The sequence below is a fragment of the Pseudomonas sp. NFR02 genome (genome assembly GCF_900119375.1).
GTDB classification, from domain to species: Bacteria; Pseudomonadota; Gammaproteobacteria; order Pseudomonadales; family Pseudomonadaceae; genus Aquipseudomonas; species Aquipseudomonas paracarnis.
Window position 1 is genome coordinate 747,505 of sequence record NZ_FPJJ01000002.1, and the last position, 19,082, is coordinate 766,586.

At 61.6% G+C, this 19,082-nt stretch carries 18 protein-coding genes; 11 read left to right on the top strand and 7 right to left on the bottom strand.

What is annotated here, in order from left to right:
- Positions 1–2 precede the first annotated feature (2 nt).
- A complete protein-coding gene (locus tag BT199_RS09120; RefSeq protein ID WP_014717303.1) occupies positions 3–1,151 on the bottom strand; it encodes an efflux RND transporter periplasmic adaptor subunit in 1,149 nt (382 codons plus the stop codon).
- A gap of 265 nt (positions 1,152–1,416) precedes the next feature.
- Between BT199_RS09120 and BT199_RS09125 the strand changes: the two genes are divergently transcribed.
- On the top strand, positions 1,417–2,049 hold the full coding sequence (locus BT199_RS09125) for a TetR family transcriptional regulator (RefSeq protein WP_014717304.1): 633 nt from the start codon (positions 1,417–1,419) through the stop codon (positions 2,047–2,049).
- A 266-nt stretch (positions 2,050–2,315) separates the two neighbouring features.
- On the opposite strand, the gene BT199_RS09130 is transcribed toward BT199_RS09125, so the two are convergent.
- From BT199_RS09130 to BT199_RS09140, 3 genes are read right to left on the bottom strand one after another with little or no spacing between them, the layout of a single operon-like run.
- Positions 2,316–3,371, bottom strand: a complete 1,056-nt coding sequence (locus tag BT199_RS09130) for an alkene reductase (protein ID WP_072434328.1) — start codon at positions 3,369–3,371, stop codon at positions 2,316–2,318.
- A gap of 28 nt (positions 3,372–3,399) precedes the next feature.
- Positions 3,400–4,566 carry an MFS transporter gene (locus BT199_RS09135; protein WP_014717315.1) on the bottom strand — a complete coding sequence of 389 codons (1,167 nt, stop codon included), beginning with the start codon at positions 4,564–4,566 and terminating at the stop codon, positions 3,400–3,402.
- Between the two features lie 17 nt (positions 4,567–4,583).
- Complete coding sequence (locus BT199_RS09140; RefSeq protein ID WP_003189349.1) at positions 4,584–4,895, bottom strand: ArsR/SmtB family transcription factor; 312 nt, start codon at positions 4,893–4,895, stop codon at positions 4,584–4,586.
- Positions 4,896–5,050: 155 nt separating this feature from the next.
- Between BT199_RS09140 and BT199_RS09145 the strand changes: the two genes are divergently transcribed.
- Complete coding sequence (locus tag BT199_RS09145) at positions 5,051–5,629, top strand: acyl carrier protein phosphodiesterase (protein WP_014717316.1); 579 nt, start codon at positions 5,051–5,053, stop codon at positions 5,627–5,629.
- Positions 5,630–5,687: 58 nt separating this feature from the next.
- On the opposite strand, the gene BT199_RS09150 is transcribed toward BT199_RS09145, so the two are convergent.
- Positions 5,688–6,479 (bottom strand): lysophospholipid acyltransferase family protein, encoded by a 792-nt coding sequence (locus BT199_RS09150; protein WP_014717317.1) that lies wholly within the window; start codon positions 6,477–6,479, stop codon positions 5,688–5,690.
- Positions 6,479–7,234, bottom strand: a complete 756-nt coding sequence (olsB, locus tag BT199_RS09155; RefSeq protein ID WP_003189352.1) for an L-ornithine N(alpha)-acyltransferase — start codon at positions 7,232–7,234, stop codon at positions 6,479–6,481. The genes BT199_RS09150 and olsB overlap by 1 nt, the downstream gene beginning before the upstream one ends.
- 184 nt (positions 7,235–7,418) lie before the next feature.
- Between olsB and BT199_RS09160 the strand changes: the two genes are divergently transcribed.
- From BT199_RS09160 to BT199_RS09195, 8 genes are all read left to right on the top strand, one after another.
- Entirely contained in the window at positions 7,419–8,492 is a 1,074-nt protein-coding gene (locus tag BT199_RS09160) for a serine hydrolase domain-containing protein (protein WP_072434329.1), read from the top strand.
- Positions 8,489–8,803, top strand: coding sequence for a hypothetical protein (locus BT199_RS09165; protein ID WP_014717319.1), 315 nt, complete (start codon positions 8,489–8,491; stop codon positions 8,801–8,803). The genes BT199_RS09160 and BT199_RS09165 overlap by 4 nt, the downstream gene beginning before the upstream one ends.
- Positions 8,804–9,061: 258 nt before the next feature.
- Complete coding sequence (locus BT199_RS09170; RefSeq protein WP_019817817.1) at positions 9,062–10,237, top strand: M20 aminoacylase family protein; 1,176 nt, start codon at positions 9,062–9,064, stop codon at positions 10,235–10,237.
- Between the two features lie 58 nt (positions 10,238–10,295).
- Positions 10,296–11,606, top strand: coding sequence for a citrate-proton symporter (locus BT199_RS09175; protein WP_072434330.1), 1,311 nt, complete (start codon positions 10,296–10,298; stop codon positions 11,604–11,606).
- Positions 11,603–13,045, top strand: coding sequence for an amidase (locus tag BT199_RS09180; RefSeq protein ID WP_072434331.1), 1,443 nt, complete (start codon positions 11,603–11,605; stop codon positions 13,043–13,045). Before BT199_RS09175 ends, BT199_RS09180 begins: the two co-directional genes overlap by 4 nt.
- Before the next feature lie 64 nt (positions 13,046–13,109).
- The gene (locus tag BT199_RS09185; RefSeq protein ID WP_014717323.1) at positions 13,110–13,868 is read left to right on the top strand and encodes a helix-turn-helix domain-containing protein; all 759 of its coding nucleotides are present in this window, start codon (positions 13,110–13,112) and stop codon (positions 13,866–13,868) included.
- Positions 13,869–14,040: 172 nt separating this feature from the next.
- Positions 14,041–14,622 (top strand): YceI family protein, encoded by a 582-nt coding sequence (locus tag BT199_RS09190; RefSeq protein ID WP_003189365.1) that lies wholly within the window; start codon positions 14,041–14,043, stop codon positions 14,620–14,622.
- 1 nt (position 14,623) lies between these two features.
- A complete protein-coding gene (locus BT199_RS09195; protein WP_072434332.1) occupies positions 14,624–15,781 on the top strand; it encodes a phospholipase D-like domain-containing protein in 1,158 nt (385 codons plus the stop codon).
- Between the two features lie 146 nt (positions 15,782–15,927).
- Here the strand turns inward: BT199_RS09195 and bglX are convergent, their stop codons facing one another.
- On the bottom strand, positions 15,928–18,219 hold the full coding sequence (gene bglX / locus BT199_RS09200; RefSeq protein ID WP_072434333.1) for a beta-glucosidase BglX: 2,292 nt from the start codon (positions 18,217–18,219) through the stop codon (positions 15,928–15,930).
- Positions 18,220–18,460: 241 nt separating this feature from the next.
- Between bglX and BT199_RS09205 the strand changes: the two genes are divergently transcribed.
- Positions 18,461–19,072, top strand: coding sequence for a LemA family protein (locus BT199_RS09205; RefSeq protein WP_014717327.1), 612 nt, complete (start codon positions 18,461–18,463; stop codon positions 19,070–19,072).
- The last annotated feature ends 10 nt before the right edge of the window (positions 19,073–19,082 follow it).

Below are 19,082 nucleotides of genomic sequence, written 5' to 3' on the forward strand. Positions count from 1 at the left end.
GATTACTCCCCTTGACCAGCAGCGGCAGCAGGCGCTGCGGCAGTACCGGCGGGTTTAGCGTTGGAGGCTTCCGTGACCTTCACCTCGGCGCCTGGCTTGACGTACTGCAAGCCTTCGGTGATGACGCGATCACCGGCATTGAGGCCTTTTTCCACCAGCCAGTAGGCACCGGCGGTACGGTTGGCAACCAGTTCACGTTGCTCGACCTTGTTGTCCTTGTTCACGATCAGCGCCGTCGGAATGCCGCGCAGGTCACGGGTCACGCCTTGTTGCGGAGCCAGGATGGCCTTGCTGTTCACACCGGCCAGCAACTGGGCGTGTACGAACATGCCCGGCAGCAGCACGTGGTCAGGGTTGGGGAACACGGCACGCAGGGTCACGGAACCGGTGGTCTGGTCGACCGACACTTCGGAGAACTCGAGCTTGCCGTCCTGGGCGTAAGCCGTGCCGTCTTCCAGGGTCAGCTTGACCTTGGCAGCGTTGTCGCCGGCTTTTTCCAGTTGGCCACTGGCCAGGTCGCGACGCAGCTTGAGCATTTCAGCTGAAGATTGCGTGACGTCGACGTAGATCGGGTCCAGTTGCTGGATCACCGCCATGGCGTCGGCCTGGCCATTGCTGACCAGTGCGCCTTCGGTGACCGAAGAACGGCCAATACGCCCGGAGATCGGCGCGTACACCTTGGTGTAGCGCACGTTGATCTGGGCGGTTTGAACGTTTGCCTCGGCAGTCATGCGGTTGGCAACGGCGGTGTCGTATTCCTGACGGCTGACGGCCTGCTCCTCGACCAATTGCTTGTAGCGATCGGTGATGGATTTGGTCTGGGTCAGGCTCGCCTGTGCGCTTTTGAGCGTGGCTTCATACACCGACGGGTCGATCTGGTAGAGCTGTTGCCCTTCCTTCACGTCGGCGCCTTCCTTGAACAGGCGCTTGAGAATGATGCCGTTGACCTGCGGCCGGACTTCCGCAATGCGGAAGGCCGTGGTGCGGCCTGGCAGCTCGGTGGTCAGGGTATAGGCTTGCGGTTGAATGGTGACCACGCCGACCTGAGGGGTTTGAGCGGGCGGTGCCGCTTCTTCCTTTTTACATCCGCTGAGCAGCGATGCCAGGGCGACGGCAGTGACCAGAGCGGTAACAGCTGGCTTAAGTTGCATGAAGATCCTCGGGTCAGGCGCGCAGAGTGCGCACAAGAAGTGTGGAAGGGTAAAAAACAAGCCGTGAGTGGATAAGTAGCTTGCTACGCAATATACTTACGTTCATGGTTGTTTGTAAACTCTTGACAGGCTTCGCGCAATGCTGACAAAGCACCGCTGCAAGCCTCGATTCTAGTACGTTCGGCGCCCATGACGGCGTCGTCCCACAATTATTCAGATGATGGTCAAGTACCATCCACAGTGTCCTGATTGAGGTTTTACTGCCATGGTTCGTCGCACCAAAGAGGAAGCTCAGGAAACGCGCAGCCAGATTCTCCAAGCCGCCGAGCAAGCCTTTTATGAGCGTGGCGTGGCGCGCACCACCCTGGCGGACATCGCCGCGCTGGCAGGGGTGACGCGCGGGGCTATCTATTGGCATTTCAGCAATAAGTCCGATTTGCTCCAGGCCCTGCTCGACACGCTGCACGAACCGCTGGACGAACTGGCCCGGGCGAGTGAAAGCGAGGATGAAGCCGACCCGCTCGGCTGTATGCGCAAGCTGCTGATTCATCTCTACCATGAAGTGGCCCTGGACCCGAAAACCCGGCGCATCAACGAGATTCTGTTTCATAAGTGCGAGTTCACCGATGAAATGTGCGACATGCGCCGCCAACGCCAGACCCACAGCCTGGAATGCAACCTGCGTATCAGCCTGACGTTGCGTAACGCGGTCAATCGCGGGCAACTGCCTGAAAATCTCGACACCACCCGTGGGGCTGTCTGCATACATGCCTTCATCCACGGTTTGATCGGCCAGTGGCTGCTGGTCCCCGATAGCTTTGAACTGCACCAAGACGCCGAGCGCTGGGCTGACATAGGGCTGGACATGCTGCGCCTGAGCCCCAGCCTGCGCAATTGAAACAAAATGCGTAATTGCAACCCGTTGTGTCAACAGTAAAGCCTAAAGACAGTCAATCGTCCTTCTGCCTGATTTGTGGGGTGACTTTATATACGGCCTGGCGGGCGGTTGATAGGTAGCCGGCTAAGTATTTTGTAGCGATATTGTTGCCGTTCTGTGAAGCGATGTTTCCAGGGGGCTACAGACAGGCACAAATGTAGGAGGGGGACTTGCCTCTGATACTGTAGGAGCGAGCAAGCTCGCTCCTACAGTATTTGCGGATGACGTTAGATCGGCAGCGTCGGGTAGTCGATGTAACCTACCGGGCCTTTGCCATAGAAGGTCTCCGGATGCGGCTCGTTCAACGGCGCATCAGCCTTCAGTCGCGCCGGCAGGTCCGGGTTGGCGATGAAAGGAATACCGAAGGCCACTGCATCCGCCTTGCCCGCCGCCAGCCAGGCATTGGCGCTGTCTTTGGTGAAACGTTCGTTGGCGATGTACGCGCCGCCGAAGGCTTTTTTCAGCTGCGGGCCAAGGCTGTCTGCGCCTTCTTTTTCACGGGAGCAGATAAAGGCGATACCGCGCTTGCCCAGTTCGCTGGCGACGTAGGTGAAGGTCTCGGCGAGGTTGTCGTCGCCCATGTCATGCGCGTCAGCACGCGGTGCCAGGTGCACGCCCACGCGGCCGGCGCCCCAGACTTCGATGGCGGCGTCGGTGACTTCCAGCAACAGGCGCGCACGGTTTTCCAAAGAGCCGCCGTACTGGTCGGTGCGCTGGTTGGTGCTGCTTTGCAGGAACTGGTCGAGCAGGTAGCCGTTGGCGCCGTGGATTTCCACGCCGTCGAAGCCTGCGGCTTTGGCGTTCTCGGCGCCGGTGCGGTAAGCGTCGACGATGTCGGCGATTTCAGCGGTTTCCAGGGCGCGCGGGGTCGGGTAGTCGGCCAATGGGCGAACCAGGCTGACGTGGCCTTTAGCCTGAACCGCACTCGGGGCCACCGGAGTTTCGCCGTTCAGGTAGGACTCGTGGGAAATCCGGCCCACATGCCACAACTGCAGAAAGATCTTGCCGCCCGCGCCATGCACGGCCTTGGTGATGTTGGCCCAGCCGCGCACCTGATCGTTGGACCAGATGCCGGGGGTGTCCGGGTAGCCCACGCCCATGGGCGTCACGGAAGTGGCTTCGCTGAGGATCAGCCCGGCGGAGGCGCGTTGCACGTAGTACTCGGCCATCAGTGCGTTGGGTACGCGGCCGGCATCCGCGCGGCAGCGGGTCAGCGGCGCCATGATGATGCGGTTCGACAGTTGCAGGTCGCCCAGTGTGATCGGATCGAAAATAGTCGTCATGGGAAAAACACCTTCTCTTTCAAGTTGATCAGTGGGTCGCGGGGGCCAGGTCGGCATTGGCGCCCTGACGGAAAGTGATCAGGGTCACCAGCAGCGCGAGGATGGCCAGCGCCGCGGCGGCCAGTGGCACGCGGGTCAGGCCGAAACCGTGGGCAATCACGCTGCCACCGACCCAGGCGCCGAGGGCGTTGCCAATGTTGAAGGCCCCGATGTTCAGGGTGGACACCAGGTTCGGCGCGGCCTTGCCGAAGGTCACCACGTTGATTTGCAGCGCCGGCACGGCGGCGAACGAAGCGGTGGCCCACAGGAACAGGGTGATTTCAGTCGGTATCACCGCAACGCTGGTCCAGCTCAGCACCGTGCAAACCACCGCCATGCTGATGAACACGCCGATCAAGGTGGCCGCCAGGCGCTTGTCCGCCAGTTTGCCGCCGATGATGTTGCCCACGGTGAGGCCCAGGCCGATTAGCAGCAGTGTCCAGGTCACGCCTTTGGGCGACACGCCAGTGACATCGCCCAGCAGCGGCGCGACGTAGGTAAAGAGGGTAAACATGGACGCGGCAAACAGCGCAGTCATGCTCAGTGACAACCAGATACCGGCGCCCTTGAGGGCGGCCAGTTCGGCACGCATGTCGAGTTTTTCTTCGTCACGCTTGGCGGGCAGGAAGCGAATAAGGCCGATCAAGGCGATCACGCCAATCACGGTCACGGCCCAGAAGGTCGAGCGCCAGCCGGCTTCCTGGCCCAGCGCCGTACCCAGGGGCACGCCCAGCACGTTGGCCAGGGTCAACCCGGTGAACATCAGCGCCACCGCCGACGCACGTTTGTTGGCCGGCACCAGGTTGGCCGCCACCACCGAACCAATTCCGAAGAAGGCTCCGTGGCACAACGCCGTGACCACACGGGCAAACATCAGCACGTTGTAGTCGCTTGCCAGGGCGCAGAGCAGGTTGCCGATAATGAAAATACCCATCAACGCTACCAGCGCCGCCTTGCGTGGCAGCCTGGCGGTGGCCAGTGCCATGAACGGTGCGCCGATGGCCACGCCCAGGGCGTAACCGGTGACCAGCCAGCCGGCGCCGGGAATTGACACACCCAGGTCTGCCGCCACATCGGGCAGCAAGCCCATGATGACGAACTCGGTGGTGCCGATGGCGAAGGCGCTCAGGGCCAGTATGAGTAGCGAGAGGGGCATGTACGTGTCCTTGGTGATTACGGTGCGCTGAGTTCGGTAATGAGCGCAGTCAGAAAGGCTTGGATCACTTCCTCATTGCGCTTGAAAAAGTGCCACTGTCCAGCCTTCTGGCTGCTGATCAGACCCGCACGTTGCAAGGTGGCCAGGTGGGCCGACACCGTCGACTGGGACAAGCCGCAGCGCTGGTCGATCTGCCCGGCGCAGATGCCGTATTCGTGGTTGTGCAATTGCTCGGGGAACTGCACTTTCGGGTCTTTGAGCCAGGTGAGGATGTCTCGTCGTACTGGGTGCGCCAGGGCTTTTATTATTTCGTCGAGGTCGATGGACATGGCAGGGTGCTCGGTGTCGTAAAGCGTTATATCGCGATAAGGCGAACTTTAGATCGTAATATCCCGATATACCAATATGATTTTGATCTGAGGCCAGGTCGAATCGGTATATCGGGTTATAACGATATGTTGGTGGCAGTGGTAGACTGCGCGGCATGAATTATCTCGCACATCTGCACCTGGGCGGCCAACTTCCTGCGCAATTGCTGGGTAGCCTTTATGGTGACTTCGTCAAAGGCCGCCTGCAGGGCCAGTTCAGCCCGCAAATCGAAGCGGCGATCCAGTTGCATCGTTCCATCGACCGCTTTACCGATAGCCATCCGCTGGTGGGCGAGGCCTTGTCGCGCTTCAGTCTGACCCGCAGGCGCTATGCCGGGATCGTCCTCGATGTGTTTTTTGACCATTGCCTGGCGCGGGATTGGGCGCTGTATGCCGACCAGCCTCTGGAGCGTTTCACGTCCCAGGTGTATCAGGTGTTGGCGGCTGAACCCGCGTTGCCGGGGCGGCTGGCGCAGATTGCGCCGTATATGGCCGCGGATGATTGGTTGGGCTCGTACCGCGAGTTTGCGGTGATGGACCAGGTGCTGCGCGGGATTTCGCGGCGGCTGACGCAGCCTGAGGAGTTAGGATATGCGATGCAGGAGTTGCGGGTTTTATATGAGCCCCTGAGTGAGGACTTTCGACTGTTCTACCCAGAGTTGCAGAAATTTGCGCAATCTCAACTGACTACATGAGAGCTGAATGTGGGAGCTGGCTTGCCGGCTCCCACATTTGGATTGTGTTCACATTGCTTCAGGCTGCGAATGCAGGTCGAGCAGCCACTTGCTCTGCTTCCGGCACTGGCCCAAACAACGCCTTCTGCACCGCTTGCTGCGCCTGATACGCCAACGCCGCACGTTCCTGCCCAGTGCAGGCAATCGGCTTGAGCACATGAATCTCTACATCGCCCTGGTCATTGGAAAACAAGCGCATCAGGTGCGAGAGCAAATCATCATCGCCAATAAAGGGCGCCAGCGGGTCGACCTGGCCGTCGCGCAGATACCGAATCGCCACCGGCTGCAGCGACACATCCGCATCGATCGCGCTGGCCAGCAAGCGCCCGTGGAACGTGCGCAGGCCGCGACCGTCGGTGGTGGTGCCTTCGGGGAACATCAGCAAGGGGTGCTGTTGTTCCAGATGACGGGTCATCTGCTTGCGAATCAGTTGGCTGTCACCTGAACCGCGACGAATAAACAGGCTGCCAGCCTTGGCCGCCAGCCAGCCCGCCACCGGCCAGGTACGTACTTCGGCCTTGGACAAAAACGACATCGGCGCCACCATGCCCAGCAACGGGATATCCGTCCAGGACACATGATTGCTCACCCACAGCATCGGCGTTTGCGGCAACTCGCCATGCACCGTCACGCGAAAGGGCAGGGCGTTGGTCAGCCGTGCCATGAAGAAGCGCGACCAACGCTGGCGCCGCACCATCGAGTTAGCCACCCCCAGGCGCTCGAACAGGCCGAACACACTGGCCATGCTCAACCCCAGCCCCACCACCAACAGCACGCGGGCGATGCGCCCGTAAATGCGCAGGCGGTTCATCACATGGCCGCCTTGAAGTGGCGCGCGTAACGCGGGCACAACTCGTCGCGCTTGAGCAGGATAAACACGTCGGCTACCTGGAAGTCTTCATCCCAGCACGGCTCGCCGCAGATCTTCGCGCCCAGGCGCATGTAGGCCTTGAGCAGCGGCGGCATTTCGGCGATGACGTTGGACGGCAAGTCCAGGGCCGGCAGCGGTTTTTTCGGTTCGGCGCGCAGGTGTTCGTTGCACAGATAGCGCTCGCGCAAGCGCTGCATGATCGCGTGGGCCTGGATGCCGCCATCGTGCATCGGGATGCTTGCGCAGCCCATCAGGTAGCTGTAGCCACCCTGGTTGAGTACCTCGGCCAACTCGCCCCACAACACCGCGATGGTGCCGCCATTGCGATAGGCCGGGTCGACGCAGGTGCGGCCAATCTCCAGAATCGGGCCCTGCAAGTGCAGCAGGCCATGCAGGCTGAATTCTTCTTCGCTGTAGAACCGGCCCAGGGTGCTGGCGGCCTGGTGGTCGAGCAGACGGGTAGTAGCGACGAGTCGACCGCTGTTCAAATCCCGCACGCCGATATGGCTGCAGTGAACATCATAGTCATCCATGTCCAGACCCAGTTCCGCGCCTTTCAGCTTGGCGTTGAACTCGCCGCTGAACACGTTGAACCGCAGGGCCTGGGCTTCCTGCAATGCCTGTGCGCCTACCAGGCGTTCGGCTTGCAGACGGCGTTCATTGCCTTTGTCGCTGATGCGGGCGATCTGAGTCATAGCGAGTCTCCGGGTGCCGGCCAGGTTGCGGCCAGTCGACTTTGTTGTCCAAAGTCAGGCTATGTAGCCTCGGTGTCAGCTCCATGAAGTTACGGTGACGGTTGGATGACAGCCCCCTTGTCGCAAATCTGTCACTGGCGTGAGCTAGGCTCGCGGGCTTGAATGCCCCCTTGAGTTTGCGTCCATGGTCCGAGGCCTGTTGTGCGTTGCCCTATTGTTTGTCGCCGTGAATGCTCGCGCTGAAATCTGGCCTGAAAAGGAGTGGGCCGTGGGCACAGCCCTCACTGGTCCCGCTGTCGATGCCCTGAACGCCTACGCTTTCCCACCCCGTGACGATGCCACCCGCAACGGTATTCGCACCGACGCGTTGCTGGTCATTCGGGATGGCGAAATCATCTATGAACGCTACGCCGCACCCACCACTGCCAGCACACCGCACCTGACCTGGTCCGTCAGCAAAAGCCTGATGGCTACCGTGCTGGGCGTGGCCTATGGGCAAGGCCGCTTCAAACTCAGCGACCCTGTCGCACGTTTCTACCCGCCGATGAAGCAGCACCCTAAGGTAACCATGGCCGACTTGCTGCACTGGGCCTCCGGGTTGGATTGGCAGGAAGACTACGAATACGCCCCGTTGAAGTCTTCGGTGGTGGCGATGCTCTACACCCGTGGCCACACCGACATGGCGCAATTCACGGCGGATACCGAAGCCGCCGCCGCCCCCGGCCAGGTTTTCCGCTATTCCAGCGGCGACAGTAACCTCTTGTCCGCCGCGCTCAAGGGCATGCTCGGCCACAAGGCTTACATGAACTACCCATGGGACGCGCTGTTCCAGCCCCTGGACATTCGCGACGCAACCTGGGAAACCGATGCGGATGAAACGTTTGTCGCGTCGTCCTATGCCTATCTCACAGCCCGCGATCTGGCACGAGTAGGGTTACTGATGGCGCGGGATGGACGCTGGGGCGAGCGGCAACTGCTGCCCAAGGACTGGGTCGCCTTCAACCGCCGGCCCTTCGATCGCTACAAAGCCGGCCAGGATGAAGCCGTGCCGGGCGGCCATTGGTGGCTCAACACCGGCGCCCCCCAACCCTGGCCCGACGCACCGGCCGCCACCTTTGCCGCGCTGGGGCACTGGGGCCAGGCGCTGTTTGTGCTGCCCGATGAACACCTGGTGATCGTGCGTTACGGCGATGATCGGGATGGTAGTTACCGGCATAACGAACTGCTCAAACGAGTGCTGGCGGCGGTGCGCTCATGATGCGTCGTCATCCGTTCATCAGCGTTTTACTGGTGTTGTTTATCGCACTCTTGGGCTGGGTTTGGCACGAGCGCGTCAACCTGCAAGCCTTCCCTGACATCATCGCGGCGTACACCGCCAAGGAGTATTGCTCGTGCCGGTATGTGGCCAACAACCCTGCGCAGTATTGCCTGGGGTATGTGAAGCAGTACGTGCCAACCAGTGCGTTCACTGACTCGCCGGAACGCAGTGAAGTCACGGCAAGCGGTTTAGGGCGTACGCAGACGGCGCGGTGGTTGGGCGACCGTCAAGGCTGCCGCCTCAACCCCTGACACACCCAAATTCCCCTGTGGGAGCTGGCTTGCCTGCGATAGCGCCAGGTCAGTCAACATCACGGGTGCCTGTGCCGCCGTCATCGCAGGCAAGCCAGGTCCCACATTTAGATTATCTGCGTGGGTTCTCGGAAAAAGAACCGGCCCTGAGGTTCCACAGAGTGGAACCACCTTTGATTGTCCTCACGCGCACATCGCGCTTAGCTGTCGATGTGTCGCCAACAAGAACGGGACCACCCGCCTGTGAGGAGAATCACCATGCGCCCGCACCAGCACATCCTGGATTGGCTCAGTGACGTTGCCAGCGACTTGCACGCTGTGCGTCACGATATCCACGCCCACCCCGAACTCGGCTTTGAAGAGAACCGCACCTCAGCACTGGTCGCGCAGTCATTGCGGGAGTGGGGGTATGAGGTGCATACCGGCATCGGCAAGACCGGTGTGGTCGGCGTGCTGCGTAACGGCAGCAGCTCGCGCACGTTGGGGATTCGCGCCGACATGGACGCCTTGCCCATCATCGAAAATACCGGCGCGGTCTATACCAGCCAGCATGCCGGCTGCATGCACGCCTGCGGCCATGACGGCCACACCACCATGTTGCTCGGTGCCGCGCGTTACTTGGCGGCGACGCGGCAATTGGACGGCACTTTGAACCTGATTTTCCAACCCGCCGAAGAAGGCCAGGGCGGTGCCGAGGCGATGTTGGCGGACGGTTTGCTGGAGCGCTTTCCTTGCGACGGGTTGTTCGGCATGCACAATATGCCGGGTTTGCCGGCGGGGCATCTGGGCTTGAGAGTTGGCCCGATGATGGCGTCCCAGGATTTGCTTACCGTGACCCTCGAAGGTGTCGGTGGCCACGGCTCCATGCCACACCTCACTATCGATCCACTGGTGGCGGCAGCCAGCATGGTCATGGCTCTGCAAACGGTGGTGGCGCGCAATATCGATACCCAGGAAGCCGCCGTGGTCACCGTCGGCGCCTTGCAGGCCGGCCAGGCGGCCAACGTGATTCCCCAGCAAGCGTTATTGCGCCTGAGCCTGCGCGCACTCAACCCCAAGGTGCGTGAACAAATGCTGGAACGGGTCAACGCGATCATCCAGACCCAGGCCGCCAGCTTCGGCTGCACCGTGCAGGTCGAACACCGCCCGGCCTACCCGGTGCTGGTCAACCACGCCGAAGAAACCGAATTCGCCCGTCAGGTCGGCGTGGCCTTGCTCGGTGCCGACGCCGTGGACGGCAACACCCGCACGCTGATGGGCAGCGAAGACTTCGCCTGGATGCTGCAACGCTGCCCAGGCAGTTATCTGTTTATCGGCAACGGCGTGTCGCGGCCGATGGTGCACAACCCCGCCTATGACTTCAACGACGACATCCTGCTGACCGGCGCAGCCTACTGGGGCGCGCTGGCCGAGAGCTGGCTCAAGCCGGCCTGATGACCTCTTTTTTCTGCCGCTGGACCCTTTCCCTGACCGGTTGAACGGAGTGTTCCTCATGCAGACTGCAAAACCTGGTGTTTCGCGCACCCGCCAAGTGGTGGCGGCGGTGATTGGCAACGCGTTGGAATGGTATGACTTCATCGTCTACGGCTTTCTCGCCAGTATCATCGCCCGGCAGTTCTTCCCCTCGGAGGACGAATACGCCTCGCTGCTGATGGCCCTGGCCACCTTCGGCGTGGGCTTTTTCATGCGCCCGGTGGGCGGCATCCTCTTGGGCATCTACGCCGACCGCAAAGGCCGCAAGGCGGCGATGCAGTTGATTATCCGGTTGATGACCGTGTCCATCGCGCTGATCGCCTTCGCGCCGAACTATGCTGCCATCGGCATGGGCGCGCCGTTGCTGATTGTGGTGGCGCGGATGCTGCAGGGGTTTGCTACCGGCGGTGAGTACGCGAGTGCCACGGCATTTCTGGTGGAAAGTGCACCGGCCCATCGCAAGGGATTGTATGGCTCCTGGCAACTGGTGGGGCAATGCCTGGCGGTGTTCGGTGGGGCAGCGATGGTGGCGCTGGTCACGCATTTCTTTTCGCCCGAAACCCTCGACTTGTGGGGCTGGCGCCTGCCGTTTGTGCTGGGCTTGCTGATCGGCCCGGTGGGGTTGTGGATTCGTCGGCACATGGAAGACCCGGAAGAGTTCATCGAAGCGCGCAAGCAAGCCACTGGCCCGGCGCCGAGCCTCATGCAAGTGCTGCGTGAGCATCGGCGCAGTATTCTGGTGTCGATGGGGCTGGCCTGCGGCGCGACGGTGTCGTTTTATGTGGTGCTGGTGAACATGCCGACCTTCACTCACAAGAACCTTGGCCTGCCGCTGGACCAGGTGCTGATGGTGCAGATGTTTGCGGTAGCGCTGATGACTGTGGTGATTCCGTTGTCCGGCTTGCTCTCGGATCGATGGGGACGGCGACCGGTGTTGATGGCCTTCACCTTGGCGTTCTTCGTGATGGTCTACCCGTTGTATGTGTGGGTGGCCGCCGCACCGTCTATCGAGCGCCTGCTGGTGATGCAGGTGATGTTGTGCACGGCGATTGGCGGGTTCTTCGGGCCAGCGCCGACGGCATTGGCCGAGCAGTTCCCTATCGAGGTGCGCTCGACCGGTGTGTCGGTGGCCTATAACGTGGCGGTGATGGTGTTCGGTGGTTTCGCGCCGTTGATCGTGACCTGGCTGAGCAAGGTACTGGGCACGCCGGTGGCGCCCTCGTTCTATGTATTGTTTGCGTGCGTGCTGACGCTGCTGGGCACTTACTGCATGCGCGAGGCACCCCGGGCGAGCAAACCGCTGCCGTTTTCCAGAGAGGTGAAGCCTTGAGTATTGTTGATTGGGATGCCACTGAACTGTCGCGGGCCATTCATGGGCGGCAGGTGTCGTGCGAAGAGGTGATGCAGGCGTACCTGGCACAGATTCAGCGCTTTAACCCTGGCGTGAATGCGCTGGTGTCGTTGCGCGACAGCGAGGCCGTGCTGGCCGAGGCGAGGGCCTGCGATCGTGAGTTGGACCAGGGCCACTCCCGTGGCTGGATGCATGGCATGCCCCAGGCCATCAAGGACCTGGCGGCCACCCGGGGCTTGCGCACCACCCTGGGCTCACCGCTGTTCGCTGAGCATGTGCCGGGCGAGGACGCCATCAGCGTGGCGCGGGTGCGGGCCAGTGGCGCGATCATCATCGGCAAGACCAACGTGCCGGAGTTCGGCCTGGGTTCCCACACCTACAACACGCTGTTCGGTACCACCGGCAACGCCTATGACCCGCGCCTGGCGGCCGGCGGCAGCAGTGGCGGAGCGGCGGTGGCCCTGGCGCTACGCATGCTGCCGGTGGCCGACGGCAGCGACATGATGGGCTCGCTGCGCAACCCGGCGGCGTTCAACAACGTGTTCGGCTTGCGCCCCTCCCAAGGACGGGTGCCCCACGGGCCGATGCCGGAGTTGTTCGTGCAGCAACTGGGCACCGAAGGCCCGATGGGGCGCAGCGTGACGGATGTGGCTCGGTTGCTGAGCATCCAGGCCGGTTACGACCCCCGCACGCCGCTGTCATCCCAGGCCGATCCGGCGGTGCTGGGCCAGCCGTTGCAACGCGACTTCAACGGCGCACGCCTCGGTTGGCTGGGGGACTACAACGGTTATCTGCCGATGGATGATGGCGTGATGAGCCTGTGCGAAGCGGCGCTGGATGATTTCGCCAGGTTGGGCTGTGAAGTGCACAGCTGCCAACCGGACTTTTCCATGGCGCGCCTGTGGCGCTGCTGGTTGGTACACCGCCATTGGCTGGTGCACGGCAACCTCGGCGCGGCCTACGCCAACCCGCAAAAACGCGCGTTGCTCAAGCCCGAAGCGCAATGGGAAGTGGAGGGCGGCCAGGGCTTGAGTGCTCAGCAGGTTTACCAGGCGTCGGTGGACCGCAGTGAGTGGTACCGCGCTTTGGGCAAGCTGTTCGAACGTTACGATTTCCTGCTGTTGCCCACCGCCCAGGTGTTCCCTTTCGATGCACAACAGCCTTGGCCGCGCCTCGTCGGCGGGCGTGAAATGGACACTTATCACCGTTGGATGGAGGTGGTGATCGGCCCGACCCTCGCCGGTTTGCCGAGCATGAGCATTCCGGTGGGCTTCAACCCCCAGGGCTTGCCCATGGGCCTGCAAATCATTGGCCCGGCCCAGGCCGACAGGGCCGTGCTGCAATTGGCCTACGCCCATGAACAACTGACCCAATGGGTACAACGCCGGCCACCGGCGTGCCTTGCAACGACCCGTTGAGCGCTGACCGGGCCTGTATCTTGCTGTGAAAAAAGATCATCCACCGGCAACAGGGAGATCGAACATGGAGACAGGCACCGTACGCTCGGTTGAGCGCGCACTGGCAATTGTCGAGTTGCTGGGCGAGCACCAGGCCCTGGGGCTGGAAGAGTTGCACTACCTCACGCGCCTGCCCAAGGCCACGGTGTCGCGCATGTTGCTAACCTTGCAGGAACAGGGTTGGGTCTATCGGGGCCTGAGTGATCGACGTTACCGCCTGCGTGCCCGGCGCTTGTTCGGCGATACCCAGCAACGCTTCAAGCGCCAGGTGGTGGAGAGCGCCGCCCCCTGGTTATTGGAGCTCAGCGAGCGCACCGGGCTGGTGGTGGATTTGTCGTGCTTCGATGGTGAGCGCCTGGAGGTCATGGAGAGTGCGATTCCCAGTGTGTTGCGCAAGCTGTACCCGAACAACTGCCAGATCGTCGGCCAGTATGCCAGCCTGTTCCATTCCGCGATGGGCAAAGCCTGCTTGACGCAATTGCCGGCCGAAGAAGTACATCGCCTGGCAGGCCGTAATCATGTGGCGGCAGACGAGCACTATCGCGCATGCGAGCAAACCCAGCACCAGGGCTTTGGCCAGCGTACCGAGGGCTATTGGGAATATCCTGTGCGTTTGCCGTTCCTGATCCGGGCGGTGGCGCTGCCGGTGCGCGCCAATGGCCGCCTGGTGGGGAGCATGGCGCTGCATTGGCCAATGCATCAGGCGCCGGTGGAGCGAGTGTTGAATTTGCATATGGGCAGCCTTGAACAGGCGGTGTGCGAAGTGCAGCGAACGCTGGATTAAAAACACCGCAAAACCCTGTGGGAGCTGGCTTGCCTGCGATGGCGGTGTGCCAGGCGAGAAATGGTTGACTGATACACCGCCATCGCAGGCAAGCCAGCTCCCACATTTGAATTTGCGCCGGTTGTGAGATTGCGCTTAAGGTTCGCCCAGGTTTTTTGCCCCATGAGTCTTTATGTTCAATGTCAAACCTCTGGTCTTCGCGCTGCTGACCTGTGCTGCCGTGCCCGCCCACGCCGACTGGTACCTGGATAACGAATCCTCACGCCTGTCCTTCGTCACCACTAAAAACACCGAAGTGGCTGAAGTCCAGCGCTTCCTGGTATTGCATGGCAAGGTCGACGCCAAAGGTGCGGCTCGGCTGGAAGTGGAGCTGGACTCAATCAACAGCGGCATCCCGCTGCGCGACGAGCGCATGCGTAAAGAGCTGTTCGAGATCAAGACCTTCCCCGAAGCGCAGATCAGCGCGCAAATCAATCTGCAGCCCATCAATGACCTGGCATCCGGCGCGCAGTTGGAATTGCGCCTGCCCTTGAGCGTCACGCTGCACGGCAAGACCCAGACCTACAGCGCCGAACTGCTGGCCACGCGCCTGGATGAGCGGCGTTTCCAGGTGGTAACCCTGGAGCCCGTGGTGCTGCATGCCGAAGATTTCGACCTGGCGCCCGGTGTGGCTACCTTGCGCAAGGCGGCGGGGCTCAAGTCGATCAGTTTGTCGGTGCCGGTGGGTGCGGTGCTGATTTTCACGGCGCGCTGACATGAGCGGCGCGGTGTTCCCGTGGCGCAGCGCCAATCAGTTCGAATTGCTGATCGACGGGCCGAATTTCTTCCCGCAGATGCTGGTGGGCATCGCCCGGGCTGAGCAGCAGGTTGACCTTGAGTTGTACCTGGTCGAAGCCGGGGCCTGCGCCGAGGCCATGGTGCAGGCACTGGTGCTGGCCGCTGAACGCGGCGTGCAGGTGCGTTGCCTGTTTGACGATTACGGCAGCCTGGCGTTTACCCTTGGGCTGCGCAAGCGCTTGACCGACGCCGGCGTGACGCTGCGCTTTTACAACCGCCTGAATTGGCGGCGCTGGATGCGCAACCTGTATCGCGACCATCGCAAGCTGCTGCTGATCGACCAGCGCATTGCGGTGGTCGGCGGCACCGGTGTCACCGACGAGTTCTGGACGCCGGGGCAAGACACCGCCGACTGGCATGAAGTGATGGTGCAGATCAGCGGCCCGCTGGTGCTGGACTGGCAGGCCCTGTTCGATCGGCAATGGCACGCTAACGCCGCGCGCCGTGAATGGAAACCGGCGACCCATTTTGGTTTGCCCCGCTTACCCAAGGTGCCCGCCACCGGGCCGGGGCTTGGTCGCGTGGCGTATGCCGATGCGCGTCAGCACCGTGACATTCTGCAATCGTTGATTCGCGCCTTGAACAGCAGCAAATCGCGTATCTGGCTGGCGACCCCATACTTCCTGCCCACCTGGAGCGTGCGCCGCGCCTTGCGCCGGGCGGCAGGGCGCGGTGTGGACGTGCGTCTGTTGCTCACCGGCCCGCGCACCGATCACCCGTCGGTGCGTTACGCCGGGCACCGTTATTACCCGCGTCTGCTGCGTTCAGGGGTGCAGATCTTCGAATACCAGCCGTGCTTCCTGCACCTGAAGATGGTGCTGGTGGACGATTGGGTGAGCATTGGCTCGTGCAATTTCGACCACTGGAATTTGCGCTTTAACCTGGAAGCCAATCTTGAAGCGCTGGACCCGGGATTGACGGCGGCGGTGATGGGCAGTTTCGAAGCGGACTTTGCCCAGAGCCAGGCGGTGAGTCTGGAGGCATGGAAGGCGCGGCCATTGTGGCGGCGGGTAAAGCAGCGGGTGTGGGGCTGGATTGATCGGTTGGTGGTCAACCTGCTGGATCGGCGCGGCTAGTCGGGCCACCTCAAGTCCAATGTGGGAGCTGGCTTGCCTGCGATAGCATCACCTCGGTACACCTGACAAACCGAGGTGCCTGTATCGCAGGCAAGCCAGCTCCCACAAAAGCCAGCTCCCACAGCGACCGGGTTGACAGCTTCAGATCAGAGCAGTTCGAAGGTTTGCTGCTGCACATCCTGGGAATCCAACCCGATCTGTACATTGAACTCACCCGGTTCGGCTGCGTACTTGAGCTGGGTGTTATAGAACTTCAGGTCGTCCTCGGTGAGGGTGAAGTGCAGCGTGCGCGCTTCGCCAGCCTTGAGCATGACCTTCTGGAAGTGCTTGAGCTCCTTGATCGGGCGGATCATCGAACCGGCCACGTCCTGGATATACAACTGCACAACCGTTTCGCCATCGACCTTGCCGGTGTTCTTCACGGTGACGCTGGCGTCGAGCTTGCCGGTCTTGTTCAGCGTGGTGGACGACAGTGCCATGTCCGACAGGCTGAACGTGGTGTAGCTCAGGCCATAGCCAAACGGAAACAGGGGACCGGTGGTGTCATCGAAGTACTGTGAGGTGTAGTTGCCCGGCTTGCCTGGGGTGAATGGCCGGCCCACGGTCAGGTGGTTGTAGTAAGTCGGAATCTGCCCCACCGAACGAGGGAAGGTGATCGGCAGTTTGCCCGACGGGTTGTAGTCGCCGAACAGCACGTCGGCAATGGCGTTGCCGCCTTCGGTACCTGCGAACCAGGTTTCCAGGATCGCATCGGCCTGTTGGTTCTCTTCAAGAATCGACAGCGGACGGCCGTTCATCAACACCAGCACCAGCGGTTTGCCGGTGGCTTTGAGGGCCTTGATCAAGTCGCGCTGGCTTTGCGGGATGTTCAGGTCGGTACGGCTCGACGATTCGTGGGACATGCCACGGGACTCGCCCACCGCCGCAACGATGACGTCGGCGTTGTTCGCCGCCTTCACCGCTTCATCAATCAGCACCTGGGCAGGGCGCGGGTCATCCACTACTTCCGGGGCATCGAAGTTGAGGAAGTTGAGGTAGTCGAGCACCGCTTTGTCGCTGGTGATGTTGGCGCCACGGGCATAGATCACTTTGCCTTTTTCGCCGATCACGGCGTTCATGCCGTCGAGCAGGGTCACCGACTGCGCAGGCCGGCCGGCAGCAGCCCAACTGCCCATCATGTCGATGGGTGCCTTGGCCAGCGGGCCGACCAGGGCAATGGTCGCGGATTTTTTCAGCGGCAGGGTGTCGTTGTGGTTCTTGAGCAACACCAGGCTGCGGCGCGCAATGTCGCGGGCCTCGGTGCGGTGCAGGCGGCTGTCGGCGTAGGTGTCGACCGGGTCATCCTCGGCCTTGCCGATGCGCAGGTACGGGTCCTTGAACAGGCCCATGTCGTACTTGGCACCGAGCACTTCGCGCACGGCGTTGTCGATGTCGCTCTGCTGGATCTCGCCGGACTTGAGCAGCCCCGGCAATTCCTTGCCGTACAGCGAGTCATTCATGCTCATGTCGATGCCGGCCTTGATCGCCAGCTTGGCGGCTTCACGCCCGTCTTTAGCCACGCCGTGCTTGATCAGCTCGAAGATCGCGCCGTGGTCGCTGACGGTCAGGCCCTTGAAGCCCCAGTCCTTGCGCAGCAGGTCGTTCATCAGCCAGGTGTTGGCCGTGGCAGGCACGCCGTTGATCGAGTTGAGCGCCACCATCACGCCGCCGGAGCCGGCTTTGATCGCCGCGTGGTAGGGCGGCAGGTAGTCCTGGTACATCTTGACCGGGCTCATGTCGACCACGTTGTAGTCGCGCCCGCCTTCCACCGCGCCATAGAGGGCAAAGTGCTTGACGCTGGCCATGAGGCTGTCGGCATTCGCGGGGCTGGTGCCCTGGAACGCCTTGACCATGACTTCGGCAATACGTGACACCAGGTAGGTGTCTTCACCGAAACCTTCGGAAGTGCGGCCCCAGCGCGGGTCGCGGGAGATATCGACCATCGGCGCAAACGTGATGTCGAGGCTGTCGGCGGCGGCTTCCTGGGCGGCGATGCGCCCGGAGCGGCCAATGGCGTCCATGTCCCAACTGGAGGCCAGGGCCAGGCTGATCGGGAAAATGGTGCGGTGGCCGTGGATCACGTCATAGGCGAAGAACATCGGGATCTTCAAGCGGCTGCGCATGGCCGCGTCCTGCATCGGACGGTTTTCCGGGCGGGTGATGGAGTTGAACGTGCCACCGATGCGGCCGGCGGCGATTTCCTTGCGGATCAGCTCGCGGGGCATTTCCGGGCCGATACTGATCAGGCGCAATTGGCCGATCTTCTCATCCAGGGTCATTTGCTTGAGCAGGTCGCTGACGAAGGCGTCCTTGTCGTTAAGCGCAGCAGGCTTTGTTTCTGCCCATACGGGGTGGCTGGCCAGAGTGGCAACAAGGCCGAGCAAACACAGCTTTTTCATGAATATCCTTTTTCGGCGACTGCGCAGCATTCAGAGAGATGCTGTCGGCCAAAATGTGGGGAACGTCTATTGTTGTTCGGGTGTTGTTCAGATAAATGCAGCACACTCTGAACTCTTTTTCGCGCTGGGCATCTTTGTAGCTGATTGGCTCGAAGCATTCCAGTGGTGGCGGATTATGCCCCAAGCGCGTGGTTTATAGGGTTAGTCGTCACATTCCATCAGATCGGGCAGGAGAAACACTATGCAAGCAGCACACACTTATCGCTGGGGCTTCAAGGCTGCGGCGCTGTTACTGATCAGCAGCGTGCTGAGCGGTTGCGGCATCAACAACATCCCGACCCTGGACGAACAGGCCAAGGCCGCCTGGGGCCAGGTGCAGAACCAGTATCAACGCCGTGCCGACCTGATCCCCAACCTGGTGGAAACGGTGAAGGCGTATGCCGCCCACGAACAGGAAACCCTCACCGCGGTGATTGAAGCGCGGGCCAAGGCCACCTCGATCCAGGTGGATGCGAGCACCCTGGACAACCCCGAGAAGCTCAAGCAGTTCCAGCAAGCCCAGGATGGCCTGAGCGGCGCACTCAGCCGTTTGATGGTGGTGTCCGAGCGTTACCCGGACCTGAAGGCCAACCAGAACTTCCTGGCCTTGCAATCGCAACTTGAAGGCACCGAGAACCGTATCGCTGTGTCTCGCCGTGACTTTATCCAGGCCGTACAGGCTTACAACACCGAGATCCGTACTTTCCCGGGCCGCCTGTGGCACAGCGTGATGTACAGCGATTTGCCGATCCGCGCCACGTTTGAAGCCACCAGCGCCGATGCCGATAAAGCGCCGCAAGTGAAGTTCAAATAAGGCTGCACTG